An 18260-nucleotide genomic window follows, 5' to 3' on the forward strand; every position below is an offset into this window, starting at 1 on the left:
GCTCTGGATACGTATCCATTGGATACGTATCCATCCCCGAGCGAAGGAGACGGGCGTGTCCCGCACCCTCAAGGCCGCCACCACCTCGTCCACGGCCCCGTCCGGCAACGACAGCGTCGGGCAGGCCGTCCGTGAACTGATCGCCGACGTCCGCGCGCGGGGCGACGCGGCGGTCCGCGAGCTGTCGGCACGTTTCGACGCCTGGGAGCCGGAGTCCTTCCGCCTCGACGAGGCGCAGCTGCAGAAGATCATCGGCACGCTGGATCCCCAGGTCATCGAGGACATCAAGACCGTCCAGGCCAATGTCCGCCGCTTCGCCGAGGCGCAGCGGGAGTCGATGTCGGAGATCGAGATCGAGACCGCGCCGGGTGTGTTCCTCGGCCACCGCCACCTGCCGGTCCAGTCCGTCGGCGCCTACGTCCCGGGCGGCCGCTACCCGCTGACGGCCTCCGCGCACATGACGATCGTGACCGCCAAGGCCGCCGGTGTGCCGCGTGTGATCGCCTGCACGCCGCCGATCCGCGGCGAGCTCCCCGCCGCGACCGTGGCGGCGATGCACCTGGCCGGCGCGGACGAGATCTACCTCCTCGGCGGTGTGCAGGCGATCGCCGCGATGAGCGTCGGCACCGAGACGATCTCCCCGGTCGACATGCTCGCCGGGCCGGGCAACGCCTATGTGGCCGAGGCCAAGCGTCAGCTCTTCGGCGAGGTCGGCATCGACCTGTTCGCCGGGCCCACGGAGATCCTGATCGTGGCCGACGACGAGGCCGACCCGTTCATCGTCGCCGTCGACCTGCTCTCGCAGGCCGAGCACGGCCCGGACTCCCCCGCCGTGCTGGTCACCACCAGCGAGCGGGTGGCCACCGAGGTGCAGCGGCACATCGAGGAGATCCTGCCCGGCCTGCAGACCGCCGACATCGCCGGCCCGGCCTGGCGCGACCACGGCCAGATCATCCTGGCCGACGACCTGGACGAGGCCTACCGCATCGCGGATTCCTTCGCCTACGAGCACGTGCAGATCCTCACCGCCGACCCGCGTGAGGCGCTGGAGAAGATGCACGCCTACGGCGCCCTGTTCCTCGGCGAGGGCACCTGTGTCTCCTACGGGGACAAGGTGATCGGCACCAACCATGTGCTGCCGACTCGGGGCGCCGCCCGCTACACCGGGGGCCTGTGGGTGGGCAAGTACCTGCGTACGGTGACCTACCAGGAGGTGCGCGACGCCACGTCGTCCGCGGACCTCGGGGTGCTGTGCGGACGTGCCGCCCGTGTCGAGCTGTTCGAGGGCCACGCCCGCTCCGGCGACGCCAGGGCGGCGAAGTACGCGGGTGTGCCGCTGGACTGGACCGACCACTACGCCGAGACGACGCGCGCCTGAGACGGCCGCCCCGCCCCGCTCCTCCCGATCAACGGAGATCACATGCCCACCGCCGCTACCCCGACGCCGGAGCAGATCCGCCGTCGATCCCTGCAGTCCGGCACCGTCGGTGCGATCGTCGAGTGGTACGAGTACACGGTCTACGGCGTCACCGCCGCGCTGGTGTTCGGGCGCCTGTTCTTCCCGGATCTGTCGCCCGGCATCGGCCAGATCGTCTCGCTGGCCACCTTCGGTGTGGGCTTTCTGGCCCGCCCGGTCGGCGCCTTCGTCGCGGGACATCTCGGAGACCGGATCGGACGCAAGTCCACGCTGATCCTCACCTTCTCGGTCATGACCGCGGCGACGGCGGCGATCGGCCTGGTGCCGGCCTACCGCCAGATCGGCGTGGCGGCGCCGCTGCTGCTGTGCGTGCTGCGGCTCGCCCAGGGGTTCGCGGTCGGCGGCGAGTGGGGCGGGGCGGCCATCGTGGCCGTGGAGAACGCGCCGCGCGAGCGGCGCGGGTACTTCGGGGCGTGGCCGCAGATCGGTGTGTCCGCGGGTCTGCTGCTGGGCACGGCCGCGGTGTCGTTCGCCTCGTGGGTCTCCGGTGACGCCTTCGACCAGTGGGGATGGCGGCTGCCGTTCCTGCTCAGCGTGATCCTCGCCGGCATCGGCTTCTCCATCCGGCTGCGGGCCACCGAGAGCCCGGCCTTCCTCGCGGAGAAGGCGAGGATGGACGCCGAGCTGGAACGCCGCAAGGCGCCGGCCGCGATCCTCTTCCGCGACCACCGCAAGCCGCTGCTGATCACGGTGTTCGGCCGGTTCGCGGAGGCCGGGAACTACTACCTGTTCACCACGTTCATCCTCTCCTACGTCACCAGCACGCTCGGCGTCCCGGAGCGTTACGGCCTGACGGCGTCCATGATCGGCGCAGCCGTGAACATCGTGATGATCCCGGTGTTCGGGGCGGTGTCCGACCGCATCGGCCGGGTGCGGACCTTCCTCATCGGCGGCGCCCTGATCGTGATCACCACCTGGCCGGTCTTCGCGCTGGTCCACACCGGGCGGCTGTGGGCGATCGTGGGCGGGGTGGTCCTCTTCCTCGCCCTGGGGCACGCCATGGTCTACGCTCCCCTGCCCGCGCTGTACTGCGAGATGTTCCCCACGTCGGTGCGCTACTCCGGCATCTCGGTCGGATACCAGGCGGCCTCGATCCTCCTCGCGAGCTTCACCCCCGCCCTGGCCAGCGCGATGGTGCTGTGGGCCGACGGGAGTCTGTGGATGGTCGTCGTCTTCGCGATCGTCACGACGCTGATCGCCATGGTGGCGATCGCCTTCGCCCCCGACCGCCGGGACCGCGAGCTGGACGAGATCGACGCCCTGGGCACACACCGGCGGGACACACCTGCCGTGGCGTCGTCCCGCCCCTGAGCGGCGCCGTGCACATACGGCCCGGGCACGCGCGGACGTGCCCGGGCCGTATGTGCCGTCGTCGGTGCGACGCCCCCTGTGCCGTCAGGCCGTGAACGCCTGGTGCAGGGCGTCGAGGCCGTCGCGGTAGATGCCGGTGAACAGCTCGACCACCTCCTCCTCCGTGGCCCCGTCGGGGACGAACCGTCCGGACCACTGCACTTCGGCGATGTCGTCCCGGCCGGGGACGGCATGGACCCGGAGGGTGGAGAGGTAGCCGGTGACGGGGAAGGGAGCGTCGAGGATCGCGTAGCTGTAGTGGCGCTCGGCGTCGTCGAAGTGCACCAGCCGTTCGACGATCACGTCGCCGTCCGGGTTCTCCAGCCGGCGGACCCGGCCGCCCTCCAGCAGGGTGCTCTTGGGGATGTAGGGGAGCCAGTCGGGCAGGGAGCCGAAGCCGCCGATGAGGTCCCACACCTTCTGCGGCAAGGCCGGGACGATGCGGCTGACCGAGGTCGATGCCATGGTCGTTGCTCTTTCTGTGGTGTGTGCGTGGCGCGGTGGCCCGGCGGCCGCCGTGGGCCGTGCGCCGTGCAGCGCCGCTGAGCGCACGGCCGGGCGGCCGCCGGGTCAGGGTGGGGTCAGGCGCCCTCGGGGAGCGGGGCAGCGGGGCTGACCAGGCCGGCGGCGCGGAGTTCGTGCCAGAACGCGGCCGGGATCTTCTCGGTCAGCGCGGCGGTGTCCTCCGCGATACGGCTGGGGCGGGTGGCGCCGGGGACGACGGCGGCGGCCGTCGGGTGGGCCAGGGAGAACTGCAGGGCGGCGGCCTTGATGCCGACACCGTGCTTCTCGGCGAGGGCCTTGAGCTTGCCGACCCGCTCGACGATCTCCGGGGGTGCCTGCTGGTACTCGAAGTGGGCGCCGCCGGCGAGGACGCCGGAGCTGTAGGGGCCGCCCACGACCATGTCGACGTTCTGTTCCTGGGCCATCGGCAGCAGGCGCTGCAGGGCGTGCTCGTGGTCGAGGAGGGTGTAGCGGCCCGCGAGGAGGAAGCCGTCGGGCTGCGGCTCGTCCAGGGCGAGGGTCAGCTCGATGGGTTCGGTGCGGTTGACGCCCAGGCCCCAGGCCTTGATGACACCCTCGTCACGCAGGCGGGACAGGACGCGGAAGGCGCCGGTACGGGCTTCCTCGAACTTCTGCAGCCACAGGTCGCCGTGGAAGTCCTGGGCGATGTCGTGGACCCAGACGATGTCGAGGCGGTCGACGCCGAGGCGGCCGAGGCTGTCCTCGATGGAGCGTTCGGTGGCCTCGGCGGTCCACTCGTGCAGCATCTTGTTCGGGTTGCCGTGCTCGAACAGCCCGCCCTTCTCCCCGAAGTCGCGGGCGCCCTCCTCCAGCTCGTCGAGGATCACCCGGCCGACCTTGGTGGACAGCACGTAGGAGTCGCGGGGCTTGGCGGAGAGCACCTGACCGAGCCGGGTCTCCGCCAGACCGGCCCCGTAGAAGGGGGCGGTGTCGAAGTAGCGGATGCCCTGGTCCCAGGCGGCCTCCACGGTGGCGAGGGCCTCGTCGTCGGGGATGGCGCGGAACATGTTGCCGAGCGGTGCGGTGCCGAATCCGAGTCGGCCGGGAAGGATTCCGGAAAGTGACATGACCAGCTTGCCTCTGCGGGTGTGAGGGGTGCCGGTGGAGTGTGCCCGTCCGTGCGCCGGCGGCGTCGGCGGCACCGGAGCACGGACAGGCAGCGCATCACCGGTCGGACAGCGCCCACATAGATGCGAGCGCCGCTTACATGCGTCGACAATAATTGCTTACGCGGGCTAATGCAAGGTGTGCCCGCAGACGTCCCCGACAGGCGTGTACCCGGCCCGGGTGTGAGCGGCTCGTCGCATGTCCCTTCCTCGGATCCCTGCGTCTCCGTGCCCGGGAGCCGCCTCGGCGGCGCGGGCAAGCACAGCCGCACGCCCGACAGGCGAGCAGCTGTGGAGCGTGGTACGCATGCAGTGAGGAATCGAGAGGTGTCGCCATGGACATCGGGCGACCAGGCCGGACCGGAACGCGAGCGGCGGTGCCGGCCGAGGACGGGCATCACCTTCCGTGCTGCGATGCCGTCACCTGCGAACTCACCGGCACAGCGGGTGGCGAGCGTCCGGGACGGCACGTGTTCCGGCCGTCCCGGCCCGGATGTGCCGGCCGCCGGGCGCGCCCCGGACACGTCCGGAAGGCGGTGACCACGGCCGACGACGGCCGGGCCGAGAGCTTCCCGCGCGGCTCCGTGAACGGACACACGCCCGCGGCGCCGACGGGACACCGGCGGGACGGTCCCGGCTTGCACCGTCCCTGCCGGGCGGATCCGGCGTGCCGAGCGAAAGCACCCCGTGAGGTGGGACATGACGTCAGCGACCACGGATCCGGTGGAGGAGTTCCGCCGGCTGTCCGACGACGACCCGGAGCTGCGGGCCCACGGCGCGTATTACTCCTGCACCTTTCTGCTGGACATGGAGGACCACCGGTTCCTGGTGCGCATGCACCGGGGACGGGTGGAGGAGCTGGTCACCGACCCGGAGCCGCTGACCGCCTACGACTTCGCGATCCGCGCGAGCGCGGACACATGGCGGGGTTTCAGCCGGCGGACGCCACCGCCGATGTGCCACGGCATCTGGGCCGCCACGTTCCGGCGAGGAATGCGTCTGGAGGGCGACCTGCTCGTGCTCATGCAGAACCTGCGGTGCGTGACCCGTCAGCTGGAACTGCTGCGTGTGACGGGGCCACTCGTCCCGGCCCACCGGGACACGGCCTCTTCCGACTCCTGAGGAGGTGCCATGGCCGTCGGAAGGATCTCTCCGGTGACGGGCCACTACGTCGGCATCGAGGTGGAGGGCGTCCAGTACCGGGTCTTCTACCTGGAGAACGGCACGGGCCAGCCACTGGTGTGCCAGCACACCGCGGGCTGCCACAACCATCAGTGGCTGGGACTGCTCGAGGACGAGGAGATCACCGGCCGCTACCGGGTGATCGCCTATGACCTCGCACGGCACGGCAAATCCGATCCGCCGCTCGACCGGGAGTGGTGGAAGGAGGAGTACCGGCTCACCGCGGACCACTTCACCGCGTTCATCGTGGCCTTCTGCGACGCTCTGGAGCTGGAGGAACCGATCTTCATGGGGTCCTCCTTCGGCGGCAACGTCGCGCTGCAACTGGCACTGCGGCATCCCGACCGGTTCAAGGCCGTCATTCCCGTGGAGGGAGCCGACTACGCCCCCGGCTTCTACCTCGACTGGTGGCAGCACCCCCATGCCAACGCCGCCCAGGTGTGTGCCAGCGGCGTGTGGGACCTCATGGCACCCCAGTCGCCGGAGCACGACCGCTGGGCCACGTGGTTCTACTACACCCAGGGCTCGGAGGCGTTCAAAGGCGACCTCTACTTCTACTCCGTCGATCACGACCTGCGGGGGCGGCTCGGCGAGATCGACGGCGAACGCTGCCCGGTCGTCATGCTCACCGGTGAGTACGACTATCTCACCACCCCGGAGGACGGACGGCGCACCGCGAACGCGATCCGGGGAGCGGAGTTCATCGAGATGCGGGAGATCGGCCACTTCCCGATGAGCGAGAACTACCCGCGCTTCGCCCAGTACCTCCGGCAGGCGCTGCAGCGCATCGAACAGCGCACCGGCGGATAGCCGGATGCGGACCGGTGCGACGGTGCCGGGCCCCGGGTGCCGGCACCGTCGCACACACCCGGCTGTGCGCGGTGGACCGGCCGCCGGCAGCACATGTGAGGAGTGCACCACCGATGAAGATGGATCTGAGCGGACGCAGGGCCCTGGTCACCGGCTCCACCTCCGGCATCGGCGAGGCGACGGCCGAGTCGCTGGCCGCCGCGGGCGCCGACGTCGTGGTCAACGGGCGAGATCCCGATCGTGTCGCCCGCACCGCCGGACGGCTCGGGGCCACGGGAGTCACCGCGGACGTCGGCACCGCGGAGGGCGTCCGCACCCTGACCGAGCAGGTGCCCGACGTCGACGTCCTGGTGAACAACGCCGGGGTGTTCGCCACCCAGCCGGTCTTCGAGATACCCGACGCGGAGTGGATGCGCTTCTTCGAGGTCAACGTGCTCTCGGGGATCCGTCTGGCACGCCACTACGCTCCGAGGATGGTGGAGCGCGGCTGGGGCCGGATCGTGTTCGTCAGCAGCGAGGCCGGGATACAGACACCCACGGTCATGGTGCACTACGGAATGACCAAGACGGCGCAGCTGGCGGTGTCCCGCGGGATGGCGCAGGAGGTCGCGGGCAGCGGCGTCACGGTCAACTGTGTGCTGCCCGGGCCGACCTTGAGCGCCGGCGTGCGACGGATGTGGGACGAGCTGTACCCGGGTGTCGACGCCGCCGAGCAGGAGCGGAGATTCGTCGCCGAGGGCCGGGCCGCGGATTCCCTGCTGGGGCGCCTGATCCGTCCGGAGGAAGTGGCCCGTCTGATCACCTATCTGGCGACGGACCACTCCTCGGCGACCACCGGCTCCGCGCTCGGCGTCGACGGCGGCATGGTGCCCACCATCTGTCCCTGAGCAGGCGCGGAACACGTGTGCTCCAGCCGTGGGCCGGCCGCCGGGTGCGGCGGGGCGCCCGGGCGCCCCGCCTTTGGCGTCCGCGCCGCATGCCGTGTCAGGAGACGGTCCAGCGCTGATTGGCGGCGTACGAGCAGGTGTAGAGCTGGACCGGGGTGCCGTTGCCCGTGCCGGCGGCGTCCAGGCACAGGCCCGACTGGACACCGACGATGGTGCCGTCGGAGTTCACGCGCCATTTCTGGTTGTCGCCGCCCCAGCAGCTGTAGATCTGGATCCGGGTTCCGTTGCCGGTGCCTCCGGCGTCCAGGCACTTGTTGCCGTAGATCCTGAACTCGCCGGCGTCGGTGTAGGTCCACTGCTGGTTGGTGCCGCTGTGGCAGTCGTAGAGCTGGACCTGGGTGCCGTCGGCGGTACCGGCGTTGACCACGTCCAGGCACCGGCCCGACGCGGCGTTCTTGATCTGTCCGGACCCGCCGTCCGCCGGAGGTTCGCCGGAGGAGCCGCCGTTGAGTGCGTCGAGAACGGCGGAGTAAGCAGGCTTCTTGCTGCCGTCGCCGTTGAACAGCAGCGGGGTGTCACCCGACCGCCAGGAGTCGGTGTCGCGCACCCCCCAGACGGTGATGCCCAGGCAGCGCGAGACGGCCAGGCAGTCATTGACCACGTTGGCGTACGTCGTGGGCGAGGCACCCTGGATGTCGAGCTCGGTGATGGCCACGTCGACACCGAGCGCGGCGAAGCTCTGCAGGGTGGTGCGGAAGTTGCTGTTGTAGGGGCTGCCGCTGTTGAAGTGCGACTGGAAGCCGACGCAGTCGATCGGTACGCCACGCTGCTTGAAGTCGCGGACCATGTTGTACACGGCCTGGGTCTTGGCCCAGGTCCAGTTCTCGATGTTGTAGTCGTTGTAGCAGAGCTTGGCGGACGGGTCGGCGGCGCGCGCGGTGCGGAAGGCGACCTCGATCCAGTCGTTGCCGGTGCGCTGCAGGTTGGAGTCCCGCCGGGCTCCTGAATTGCCGTCGGCGAAGGCCTCGTTCACGACGTCCCACTGGGCGATCTTGCCCTTGTAGTGGCTCATCACGCCGTTGATGTGATCGATCATCGCCTGGCGCAGGTCACTGCCGCTCAGGCTCTGCATCCAGCCGGGCTGCTGGGAGTGCCAGGCCAGGGTGTGGCCGCGCACCCGCTTGCCGTTCTGCACCGCCCAGTTGTAGACGCGGTCGCCGGCGGTGAAGTCGAATCGCCCCCGCTGCGGTTCGGTGGCGTCGATCTTCATCTCGTTCTCGGCCGTCACCATGTTGAACTCGCGGTTGGCGATCGAGGTGTACGTCGAGTCGCTCAGCTTGCCCGCAGCGATGGCGGTGCCGAAGTAGCGGCCGCTCTGGGCCGCCGCCGCGCCGAGCGTGCTCTCGGCGGCATGCGCGGTCGGCGGGGTGCTCAGTGCGGCGCCCACACCGAGGACGCCTGCGGCCAGCGCCCACAGCGCGCCGCGGATCCTCCGGCGGAGGACCGGTCTGGGAAGGGCGTGAGAGCCCATAAGTCTGCCTCCAAGGTAGACGTCACGGAACGAGCGCGGCGCAGGGGGAGACGTCGTCTGCTTCGACTGGGCGGACGAACGTGCCGGACCGGGAACCCGGGCAGCACGTGTGCACCGGCCACTGCCGTGGTGCGGACCTCGCTGACGTACAACGGCATGACGCGGGTGCTTCGGTACGCGGCTTCGTCGTGCGGCACGGGTGCTCGGGACCGACGTGGTTGCGCGGCTCGGTGCAGGGTCGGTTTCCCCGTCAGGATGATTGAGAATTGACGGTGTCTCGTCAACCCGATGGACGAAGAATCTTTCCGGCTTTCTTTCGAAACTTTCGAAACCTCATCCGGTCGAAGCAGCACCCCGGCGCAGCCTTCGTCACTCTTCGCGAGAAAGAGCCGCGGCCGGACGAGCACGGGCAGGACGTCTCCCCGAACCCCATGTCAACACAGCGTTCTGGCCGACTCACCGGCTCACCGACTCCAGGGGGACGGCGTCCGCAGCAGCAGTGTGCCGCCCCGGCGAGAGGATCCCTGTGCGGACGGATGCAGCGCCGGGGCTTGACCGGCGGCCTCCGTTTTCCTAGCTTGTGGCGTCACACCACCGGCAAGCACAACGAAACATTCGAGGCACCACGGCCGGCACCGCACCCGCTCCCGAGGAGGGCCTCCGTTGTCGTTCCACCGCTCGCTGCCGTTCCGCCCGAGACGCCTGTTCGGGGTCCTGGCACCTTTTCTGCTCCTGGCGGGTGTCCTGAGCACCCGGCCCGCCGGCGCCGCGACCGTCGTCCCGTACGACGACCTGGGTGGCATCGGCCGGCAGGCACAGCCGACCGACGGTCCCGGCACACATGGCTCGTGCGAGCTTCCGTCCGCCTACCACTGGACCTCGACGGGCGCCCTCGCCCAGCCCAGGTCCGGATGGGTCTCGCTCAAGGACTTCACCGTCGTCCCCCACAACGGCAGACACCTCGTCTACGCGACCACGCACGACACGGGGACGAGATGGGGCTCGATGAACTTCGACCTGTTCGACGACTGGCCGGAGATGGCCACGGCCCGCCAGAACGCGATGAACAGCCCTGCCGTCGCACCCACGCTCTTCTACTTCGCACCGAAGAACATCTGGGTGCTCGCCTATCAGTGGGGCGGGAGTGCCTTCTCCTACCGGACGTCGAGCGATCCCACCGACCCGAACGGCTGGTCGTCCGAGCAGGTGCTGTTCTCCGGGAGCATCACCGACTCCGCAACCGGACCCATCGACCAGACGCTCATCGGTGACGACACCCACATGTATCTGTTCTTCGCCGGTGACAACGGCAGGATCTACCGGGCCGGCATGCCGATCGGCGACTTCCCGGGCAGCTTCGGCTCGGCCTCGACGGTCGTCATGAGCGATGCGCGCAACAACCTGTTCGAAGCCCCGCAGGTCTACAAGCTCCAGGGACAGAACCGCTACCTGATGATCGTCGAGGCGATCGGCGCGCAGGGGCACCGCTACTTCCGTTCGTTCACGGCCACCAGCCTGGACGGCGCTTGGACACCCCAGGCCACGACCGAGAGCGATCCGTTCGCCGGCAAGGCCAACAGCGGTGCTTCCTGGACCGACGACATCAGCCACGGGGAACTGATCCGCACCACTCCCGATCAGACCATGACCGTCGACCCCTGCAGCATGCAGCTGCTCTACCAAGGGCGCAGCCCCGGCTCCGGCGGCGACTACGACCTCCTGCCCTACCGTCCGGGCCTGCTGACTCTGCAGCGCTGAGGGTCTTCACGCAGGGCCGCCACAGTGGCCTCCGGCCCGCGGGCCGGGCGGCAGCCGCGCATGTGCCGCCCGGTCCTGCGGCCCCGTCACCGCCGTGTCCCTCGTCCAGGGGCCCCCGCGAGGTCCGGCCGCGGGGAGTGACGGTCCGCCGGACGGGTCAGGACGTCGGCGTCTTCGTCCTCTCGTCCAGCATCTGCTGCATCATCTGGACCTGCGCGTACTGGTTGGCCAGCATGTCGGTCGCCCACGTCTGCAGGGTCTCGTCGGTGCCGTTGGCGAGCACGTCCGACAGCATGCCGATCGCGCCGTTGTGATGCTTGATCATCAGCCGCAGGTACTGCACGTCGAAGGCGTCACCCGTGGCCGCGCTCAGCTGGTCGAGCTCCTCGGGGGTGGCCATCCCCATCATCTCGACCATCATCGGATCCTGCAGCATCTCCTCGTATGCCTGCTGAGGGTCCGTCTTCTCCAGGCCGTTCCACTCCTGCCACGACTGCATCATGTAGATCTCGAGACCCTGCTCGACGTCGATGCGGTCGGCGAGCGCCAGCACATCGCTGTCACCGGACCTGGAGGGGGCCATCCGGCTCAGGATGAGCGCCTGCTGGTGATGCGGGATCATCATGGCGACGAACTTCACATCGGCGTCGTTCGCCGTCACTTGCGGGTGCGCTGACGCCGGGACAGGCCCGGCCGCCGCGGCCGCGGGCATGTGCCCGGTCTGCGCACTGGCGGACGTGCCGGCGACGCCGAGCAGGCAGACTGCCGTCAGCAACGTGCTTGCGACGTGGCGGTATCTCACTGTGCCCCTGTTCCCTTCTGCCTCGCCACGCGGCGCCCCGGGAGCCGCCCACGCGACGGGCCGGACGTGTGGCGTGCTGCGTGTGTGGGTACGGTGCGGCCCCGGCGTGCATGCCGCCCGCCGGGGCCATGGGCGGAATCAGGGCTTGTAGACGTACTGGGTCTGCGGGTTCATGAAGTCCAGATGGACCCGGTCGGCGCTGTTCGGCGCACCGGTGAGCCGGAGCACGTCCAGGCCCTTGGTGATGTCGCTGGAGTAGATGTAGCCGTTGTACCAGTACGCCGACCAGGATCCGCCGATCTGCAGGGTCTCCTTGGACAGCGGGCCGCGCTCGAAGTAGCCGATCTCCTTCGGGTGGTCGGGGTCGGTGAAGTCGATGACCGACACGCCGCCCTGGTACCAGGCCTGCACCATCATGTCGCGGTGCCTGGCCGGGATGAGCGAGCCGTTGTGGGCGACGCAGTTCTCGGTCTGCTGCTGCATGCGCGGGATCTTGAAGTAGCTGCGGAACACCAGCCGGCGGTCGTCGCCCTTGCCCTTGATGTCGTAGATGGCGTCGGCGCCGCGGTTCGGCCCGATCTCCTCGTTGCAGGTCGGCGCGCCTCCGCCGCCGAGCTCATCGGTGAAGACCACACGGTTGCCGTCGTTGGTGAACGTCGCCGAGTGCCAGAAGGCGAAGTTGTCGTCGGTGGCGCTGCTGATCACGTACGGCTTGGTGGGATCCGAGATGTCGATCAGAGCACCTTCGCCCATGCAGGCGCCGGCGGCCAGATCCTTCGCAGGGAAGACGGTGATGTCGTGGCAGCCCGCGGTGGCGCCCGCACCGCCGTCGGGGAAGAGCACGGGCGTGGCGACCACGGACGCGGAGTCCGGGTCGTGCAGGGGCACCTTGACGATCGAGATGGAGTCGTGCGGAGGCTGGCAGTGCGGGAACGTCGGGGAGGGGCCGTACGACGAGATGTAGAGGTAGGCCGTGTCCCGGCCGGCGGGAACGTACGTGTGCGTGTGGGAACCGCAGTCGGTCCGCACCGACTTCACGTACGTGGGGTGGCGCTTGTCGCTGATATCGAAGATGCGGATGCCTTCCCAGGCGTCAGCGTTGGCCGCATTGGAGTTCGTGCTCGTGCAGGACGGGTCCGACTGCGGGGTGTCGACCGACACGAACAGCAGCTTGCCGTCCTCGGAGACGGTCGGGTCGCCCTGGCCGCCGTTGCACGCGAACTGGGAGACGATCTCCGGCTTCCTGGGGTTCTTGATGTCGTAGATCGTGAACCCGGCGTAGGTGCCCTGGATGGCGTAGTCGCGGTAGAAGGCGAGGTCGCTGTGGGTGGCCTCGGCGAGCGGCCCCTGCCTCGGGATGTTCGCCAGGGGCTTGACGTTCGCGCTGTGCGATATTTCGTCGACGTCGAGGTCGCGGTCCTGAGCAGTGGACAGGCCGGCCACCCCGAACGATGTGAGCACGAGTACGCCGGCGAGTACGGCCGCCTTGAGTGCGCGGCGCGCTCTTCGCGCAAGTGTCGAGCCGTGCAACGCAGACCTCCTGTCCCGAGAGCGTTCCGGACCGACGCACTATAGTGGTGTTGTCATGATCACATCTAGCCATGGTCATGACACCCGACGCGTCTCGTGCTGCCGGTGGGTGGCGGCGGGGCCTTCGGCGGAAGGTGACGTGCCGTCGGCTGCCGCGGACGAGCCCGGGTCGCCGGGCCGTCCGAGGCGCCACCGGTTCTCCGGTGCCGCCCGGGCGGCGACCCGGCGAGACCCGTCAGCGGGCGGCGGCTCAGCCCAGGAAGCTCAGCCGGACCTGGCGGTTCGCGTTGTCGACGTTCGTGTCGACCAGGCACACCGACTGCCAGGTGCCCAGTTCCATCCGTCCGCCGAGGACCGGGACGGTGGCGTGCGGGGCGACGAAGGCGGGAAGGACGTGGTCGCGACCGTGGCCGGGGCTGCCGTGACGGTGCTGCCAGCGGTCGTCGGAGGGAAGCAAGGTGTGCAGCGCGGCGAGGAGGTCGTCGTCGCTGCCGGCGCCGGTCTCGATGATGGCGATGCCGGCCGTCGCGTGCGGCACGAAGACGTTCAGCAGGCCGTCACGGCCGTCGGCGGCCTCCCGCAGGAAGGACTCGCAGTCGCGGGTGAGGTCGACGACCCTCTCCCGTGAGCCGGTGGCGACGTTCAGCACTCGGGTCGTGAAAGCGTGTGGCATGCGTCCCATCCTGCTCGATCACCGGGAAGACACGCGCCCGGCCCACGGTTGGTGAAGGCGTGAACAGCACACGTGAGGTCGACGTGGTCGTCGTGGGTGCCGGTCAGGCCGGGCTGTCCGCCGCCTACCATCTGCGCCGCACGGGCTTCGAGCCGGAACGCGACTTCGTGGTGTTCGACCACTCCCCCGGTCCCGGCGGCGCCTGGCAGTTCCGGTGGCCGACGCTGACGTGGGGCAAGGTGCACGGCATGCACAGCCTGCCGGGGATGGAGCTGACGGAGGCGGACCCGGCGCAGCCGTCCGCACAGGTCGTCGCCGGTTATTTCGCCGCCTACGAGCGCGAGTTCGGTCTCCGGGTGCACCGCCCCGCGCATGTGCGGGCGGTACGGGAGGGAACCGCGGGACGGCTGCTGGTGGAGACGAGCCAGGGGCTGTGGTCGACACGTGCGCTGATCAACGCGACCGGCACCTGGGAGCGTCCCTTCTGGCCCCGTTACCCCGGGCAGGAGACCTTCCGGGGGCATCAGCTGCACACCGCTCAGTACAGGGGTCCCGAGGAGTTCGCCGGGCAGCGGGTCGTCGTGGTCGGCGGTGGCGCGTCGGGGACCCAGCACCTGCTGGAGCTGGCGCCGTACGCAGCCGCCACCACCTGGGTGACGCGCAGGCCGCCGCTCTTCCGTGAGGGCCCGTTCGACGAGAACGCCGGCCGGGCCGCGGTCGCGCTGGTGGAGGAACGGGTGCGGCAGGGGCTGCCACCGCGCAGCGTCGTCTCGGTCACCGGGCTGCCGTTGAACGACGCCGTCCGGCGGGGTCTTGAGAACGGCACCCTGCACCGGCTGCCCATGTTCGACCGGATCACCCTGGACGGGGTCGCGTGGCGGGACGGCCGGCATGTGGCGGCCGACGTCATCCTGTGGGCGACCGGATTCCGGGCCGCGCTGGCGCATCTGGCGCCGCTCGGGCTGCGCGAGCCGGGCGGCGGCATCCGCGTCCAGGGAACGCGGGTGGTCGCCGACCCGCGGATCCATCTGGTCGGCTACGGCCCCTCGGCGAGCACGATCGGCGCCAACCGGGCCGGACGCGCGGCCGTCCGGGACATCCGGCGCCTGCTGGCCGGGGAGACGGCCGCAGCGGCCTGAGGCGGAGCACGGGCCCTGTGCCGTGTGCCTGCTCAGGCGTCAGTCCGCCGGGTCGAGCCGGGCGTCGCGGCGGACCAGCGCGGCATAGCGGCCGCCCAGCTCCAGCAGTTCCTCGTGGGTGCCGCGTTCGGCGACGCGGCCGGAGTCGAGCACCACGATCTGGTCGGCGTTCCGCACGGTGGACAGGCGGTGCGCGATGGTGAGGGTGGTCCGGTCGGCGGACAGCGCGTCGATGGCCTCCTGCACGGCGGCCTCCGTGCGGGTGTCCAGGGCGCTGGTGGCCTCGTCGAGGATGAGGACCGGCGGGTCACGCAGGATGGTGCGGGCGATCGCCAGGCGCTGCTTCTCGCCTCCGGAGAAGCGGTGGCCGCGCTCGCCGACGACGGTGTCGTAGCCGTCGGGCAGGGACGCGATGTGGTCGTGGATCTGGGCCGCGCGTGCCGCCGCCCTCAGTTCCTCGTCGGTGGCGTCGGGCTTGGCGAAACGCAGGTTGTCGGCGACGGAGGCGTGGAACAGGTACGTCTCCTGGGAGACCACGCCGACCGCCCGGGCGAGCGTGTCGAAGTCGAGGTCGCGGACGTCGACTCCGTCGAGGGTGACACGGCCCCCGGTCACGTCGTACAGCCGGGGCACCAGGTAGCCGAGCGTGGACTTGCCCGCGCCGGTCGGGCCGACGATCGCGAGGCTGCTGCCGGCCGGAACGGTGATGTCGATGCCGTCCAGAACGGGGTCGCCGTCGCCGTCGTAGCGGAAGGCGACGTTCTCGAACCGGACCTCTCCCTTGACCTGGTCCAGGTGCACAGGCCGCTCGCGTTCGGTGATGTCGACCGGCAGGTCCAGGTACTCGAAGATGCGCTGGAAAAGCGCCAGGGACGTCTGGATCTGCACACCGGTCGACAGCAGGCTCACCGTCGGCCGGAACAGGCCCTGCTGGAGCGAGACGAAGGCGACGACGGTGCCGATGGAGACCGTGGGCCCGCCGATCTGCAGGGCCAGGCCCGCGGTCCAGTAGATGACGGCCGGCATGGCGGCCATGACGATGGTGATGACCGCCATGCGCCAGCGTCCGGCCATGTTGGAGCGCACCTCTAGGTCGACCAGGCGTTCGGACTCGCCGGCGAAGGACGCGGTGAGCGAGTCGGAACGTCCCATGGTGCGGCCGAGCAGGATGCCGCTGACGGACAGCGACTCGGTGACGATGGCGGCCATCGCCGCCATCTGCTTCTGGCGCTGCGTGGTGATCTTCTTGCGCTCGTTGCCGACGCGGCGGCTGATCCACACGAAGACCGGCAGCAGGAGCAGCGAGACGATCGTCAGCCGCCAGTCCAGGGCCACCATGGCGACGACCGTGGCGACCACGCTGGTCACATTGGAGACCAGGGAGGTGGCGGTGGAGGTGACGGTGGCCTGCATGCCGCCGATGTCGTTGGCGATGCGGGACTGCACCTCGCCGGTGCGGGTGCGGGTGAAGAACGCGAGCGACATGCGCTGCAAGCGCCCGTAGACGGCGGTGCGCAGGTCGTGCATGACCCGCTGGCCCACGGTCGTGGAGATGAGGGTCTGCAGGACGCCGAAGACGCTGGTGAGGACGGCGCTGAGGATCATCCCCGCGGCGAGCACGGTCAGCAGCCCGGTGCGGCCCTGCGGGATCGCGACGTCGAGGATCTCCTTCAGCAGGAAGGGTGTGGCGACGGAGACCAGCGAGGAGGCGCCCACCAGCAGGCCGACGACCGCGAGGCGGCCCCGGTAGGGCTTGAACAGGCGCAGGATCCTGCGGACCTGCCGGGGCTGGTCCTTGGCGTCCGCGGGCGGGGTCCAGGAGGGCGGGCCGTCGGGGTGCATGAGCTCCTACGGGGACGGGCGGGGCCGGCGTGCGCGGGTGTCGTCGGCGGGCGCGGCACGGACGCACGGCGTCGGTCGGGCTCAGGGATCGTAGCTCATACTTACCTATGTTCACAATGAACGAGGTCCTGATAGTGTTCCCGGCATGACCAGCCCCGACTCCGACGGCCTGCTTGCCGAGCAACTGCTGCGGCTCACCCGCCGGGTTCACCGCATCCAGAAACGCCATCTGGAGGAGCACGCCCTGGGCGTCACCCCCGCCCAGTCCCGGCTGCTGCGCACGCTTGCGCACTTTCCCGAGCCGCCCCGCATGGCCGACCTCGCTCAGGCCCTGGAGGTCGTGCCCCGTGCGGTGACCACGCTGGTGGACGCGCTGGAGGCGAGCGGCAAGGTGCGCCGGGTCCCCGATCCTGACAACCGCCGGGTCATCCGGATCGAACTGACTGACGACGGCCGTACAGATCTCCGCACCCTGCGCCACGCGCGCCGTACCGCCGCCGAGGAGATCCTGGCGCCCCTGACGGACGACCAGCGCCGGATGCTCGGCGGGCTGCTGGACACCCTGGTGGGCGCGGCGCCGGCCCAGGACCGGCGCTGCTGACGACGCGGCGCCCGGCACCGGGCCGGCGCCCGTAGGCGCGTGGAGCACGGCGTCCTCCAGAGGCGTCCGGTGCTTCCGTGGCGCCACGCCCCATGGCACGGGTCCACCGGCACCGGACCTGTCACGCGGGGCGCGAGAGGCGAGGCGGGGCAGCCGATCCGTCCTGCCGGTGCCGGGGATCGCGTCCGCCCTGCCGGTGCCGGGGATTGCGGCAGACGCTCGCCCGTGTCTCAGGCCCGCAGGGTGGCCTTGTCCCCCATCACCACCACGGGACGGTCCGCGGGGTCGAGCGTGCGCAGCAGATAGCGCATCGCCGATCCCGGGACGCTGACGCAGCCCAGCGTGCCGTCGCCGTGGTCCAGGTGCAGCCAGATGCCCCCGCCCTTGTCCTGCCCGAGGGGGCGGGTCGGGTCGTCCGGGCGGTTGCCCGGCACACGGTTGTAGTCGATGGCGATGACGTAGTCGAAGTCGTGCCAGTGGTTCTCGTCCCAGTAGTACGGGGTCTGGAAGGCCTTCTCGTCCTGAGTGTAGGGAAGCTTCGAACCAGGGTCGTCCAGCAGTCCCCCGGCGTCGGACAGCGTGAACACCCCCACCGGAGTGCGCTCGTCGCCCTCCCGGTGGTCGGTGCTCCAGCCGCGCTTGCCGTTGTGCGCCGGCCAGCTTCCGCTCACGTGCCAGACGTTTCCGCGCTTCTCGTACAGCACGAGAGTGGAGTCGGGCGAGTTCGGACCCTCGCCGTACACCGCGACGATCTGCCGGGTCTGCGCGGGGACCCGCTGCCACATGCGTTCACCGATACCCGGGATGCGGGCCGGCGGCGCCGGAGTACTGGGCTGCGCGGTTCCCGAAGGGCCGCCGTGTCTGGGGACGTCTCCGTGACGGGCCTCGGTCCGCGCGTCGCCGCACGCCGTCAGAGCCGACATCAGGACACCGCAGACCGCCGCCGCGGCCATCGCACGCCTTGCTCCGCCGTTTCGCATGCGTCCATGGTGGTCGCCGAAGGCATGACGATCTAATCGAGATTGGTCCGAACAGCCTTATCCGCCG

General features: G+C 70.1%; 15 protein-coding genes and 1 pseudogene. 8 read left to right on the plus strand and 8 right to left on the minus strand.

Annotated features, from left to right (window positions below; translation table 11 throughout):
• Positions 1 to 55 precede the first annotated feature (55 nt).
• Both hisD and IE286_RS01235 read left to right on the plus strand, forming a co-directional pair.
• A complete protein-coding gene (hisD, locus tag IE286_RS01230; RefSeq protein ID WP_229861906.1) occupies positions 56 to 1378 on the plus strand; it encodes a histidinol dehydrogenase in 1323 nt (440 codons plus the stop codon).
• Between the two features lie 42 nt (positions 1379 to 1420).
• The gene (locus IE286_RS01235) at positions 1421 to 2788 is read left to right on the plus strand and encodes an MFS transporter (RefSeq protein WP_189794650.1); all 1368 of its coding nucleotides are present in this window, start codon (positions 1421 to 1423) and stop codon (positions 2786 to 2788) included.
• Between the two features lie 84 nt (positions 2789 to 2872).
• Here IE286_RS01235 and IE286_RS01240 read toward each other — a convergent pair whose 3' ends face one another.
• Together IE286_RS01240 and IE286_RS01245 are read right to left on the minus strand one after the other, a co-directional pair.
• Positions 2873 to 3292, minus strand: coding sequence for an SRPBCC family protein (locus IE286_RS01240; RefSeq protein ID WP_189794651.1), 420 nt, complete (start codon positions 3290 to 3292; stop codon positions 2873 to 2875).
• Positions 3293 to 3408: 116 nt separating this feature from the next.
• A complete protein-coding gene (locus IE286_RS01245) occupies positions 3409 to 4419 on the minus strand; it encodes an aldo/keto reductase (RefSeq protein WP_189794652.1) in 1011 nt (336 codons plus the stop codon).
• 738 nt (positions 4420 to 5157) lie between these two features.
• Here IE286_RS01245 and IE286_RS01250 point away from each other — a divergent pair.
• The 3 genes from IE286_RS01250 (at position 5158) to IE286_RS01260 (ending at position 7337) form a co-directional block, all read left to right on the plus strand.
• Entirely contained in the window at positions 5158 to 5580 is a 423-nt protein-coding gene (locus IE286_RS01250) for a hypothetical protein (RefSeq protein ID WP_189794653.1), read from the plus strand.
• A 9-nt stretch (positions 5581 to 5589) separates the two neighbouring features.
• Complete coding sequence (locus IE286_RS01255) at positions 5590 to 6450, plus strand: alpha/beta fold hydrolase (RefSeq protein WP_189794654.1); 861 nt, start codon at positions 5590 to 5592, stop codon at positions 6448 to 6450.
• Positions 6451 to 6563: 113 nt separating this feature from the next.
• Positions 6564 to 7337: an SDR family NAD(P)-dependent oxidoreductase gene (locus tag IE286_RS01260; RefSeq protein WP_189794655.1), complete on the plus strand. Its 774-nt coding sequence runs from the start codon at positions 6564 to 6566 to the stop codon at positions 7335 to 7337.
• A 97-nt stretch (positions 7338 to 7434) separates the two neighbouring features.
• On the opposite strand, the gene IE286_RS01265 is transcribed toward IE286_RS01260, so the two are convergent.
• A complete protein-coding gene (locus tag IE286_RS01265; RefSeq protein WP_189794656.1) occupies positions 7435 to 8868 on the minus strand; it encodes an endo-1,4-beta-xylanase in 1434 nt (477 codons plus the stop codon).
• 759 nt (positions 8869 to 9627) lie between these two features.
• Here IE286_RS01265 and IE286_RS01270 point away from each other — a divergent pair.
• Positions 9628 to 10626: pseudogene (locus IE286_RS01270) on the plus strand (non-reducing end alpha-L-arabinofuranosidase family hydrolase); the annotation flags it as partial.
• 157 nt (positions 10627 to 10783) lie between these two features.
• Here IE286_RS01270 and IE286_RS01275 read toward each other — a convergent pair.
• From IE286_RS01275 to IE286_RS01285, 3 genes are all read right to left on the minus strand, one after another.
• A complete protein-coding gene (locus IE286_RS01275) occupies positions 10784 to 11338 on the minus strand; it encodes a DUF305 domain-containing protein (protein ID WP_267969626.1) in 555 nt (184 codons plus the stop codon).
• 228 nt (positions 11339 to 11566) lie between these two features.
• Positions 11567 to 12889, minus strand: a complete 1323-nt coding sequence (locus IE286_RS01280; protein WP_229861908.1) for an LVIVD repeat-containing protein — start codon at positions 12887 to 12889, stop codon at positions 11567 to 11569.
• A 319-nt stretch (positions 12890 to 13208) separates the two neighbouring features.
• Positions 13209 to 13631 carry a secondary thiamine-phosphate synthase enzyme YjbQ gene (locus IE286_RS01285; protein ID WP_189794659.1) on the minus strand — a complete coding sequence of 141 codons (423 nt, stop codon included), beginning with the start codon at positions 13629 to 13631 and terminating at the stop codon, positions 13209 to 13211.
• Between the two features lie 59 nt (positions 13632 to 13690).
• On the opposite strand from IE286_RS01285, the gene IE286_RS01290 reads away from it, so the two are divergent.
• Positions 13691 to 14770 (plus strand): NAD(P)-binding domain-containing protein, encoded by a 1080-nt coding sequence (locus tag IE286_RS01290; RefSeq protein WP_189794660.1) that lies wholly within the window; start codon positions 13691 to 13693, stop codon positions 14768 to 14770.
• A 39-nt stretch (positions 14771 to 14809) separates the two neighbouring features.
• Here the strand turns inward: IE286_RS01290 and IE286_RS01295 are convergent, their stop codons facing one another.
• Positions 14810 to 16612 (minus strand): ABC transporter ATP-binding protein, encoded by a 1803-nt coding sequence (locus IE286_RS01295; RefSeq protein ID WP_189794661.1) that lies wholly within the window; start codon positions 16610 to 16612, stop codon positions 14810 to 14812.
• 145 nt (positions 16613 to 16757) lie between these two features.
• Between IE286_RS01295 and IE286_RS01300 the strand changes: the two genes are divergently transcribed.
• Positions 16758 to 17213 carry a MarR family winged helix-turn-helix transcriptional regulator gene (locus IE286_RS01300; protein WP_189794662.1) on the plus strand — a complete coding sequence of 152 codons (456 nt, stop codon included), beginning with the start codon at positions 16758 to 16760 and terminating at the stop codon, positions 17211 to 17213.
• 230 nt (positions 17214 to 17443) lie between these two features.
• Here the strand turns inward: IE286_RS01300 and IE286_RS01305 are convergent, their stop codons facing one another.
• The gene (locus tag IE286_RS01305; RefSeq protein WP_308115059.1) at positions 17444 to 17998 is read right to left on the minus strand and encodes a L,D-transpeptidase family protein; all 555 of its coding nucleotides are present in this window, start codon (positions 17996 to 17998) and stop codon (positions 17444 to 17446) included.
• Positions 17999 to 18260 lie beyond the last annotated feature (262 nt).

This window comes from Streptomyces thermodiastaticus (assembly GCF_014656135.1).
GTDB classification, from domain to species: Bacteria; Actinomycetota; Actinomycetes; order Streptomycetales; family Streptomycetaceae; genus Streptomyces; species Streptomyces thermodiastaticus.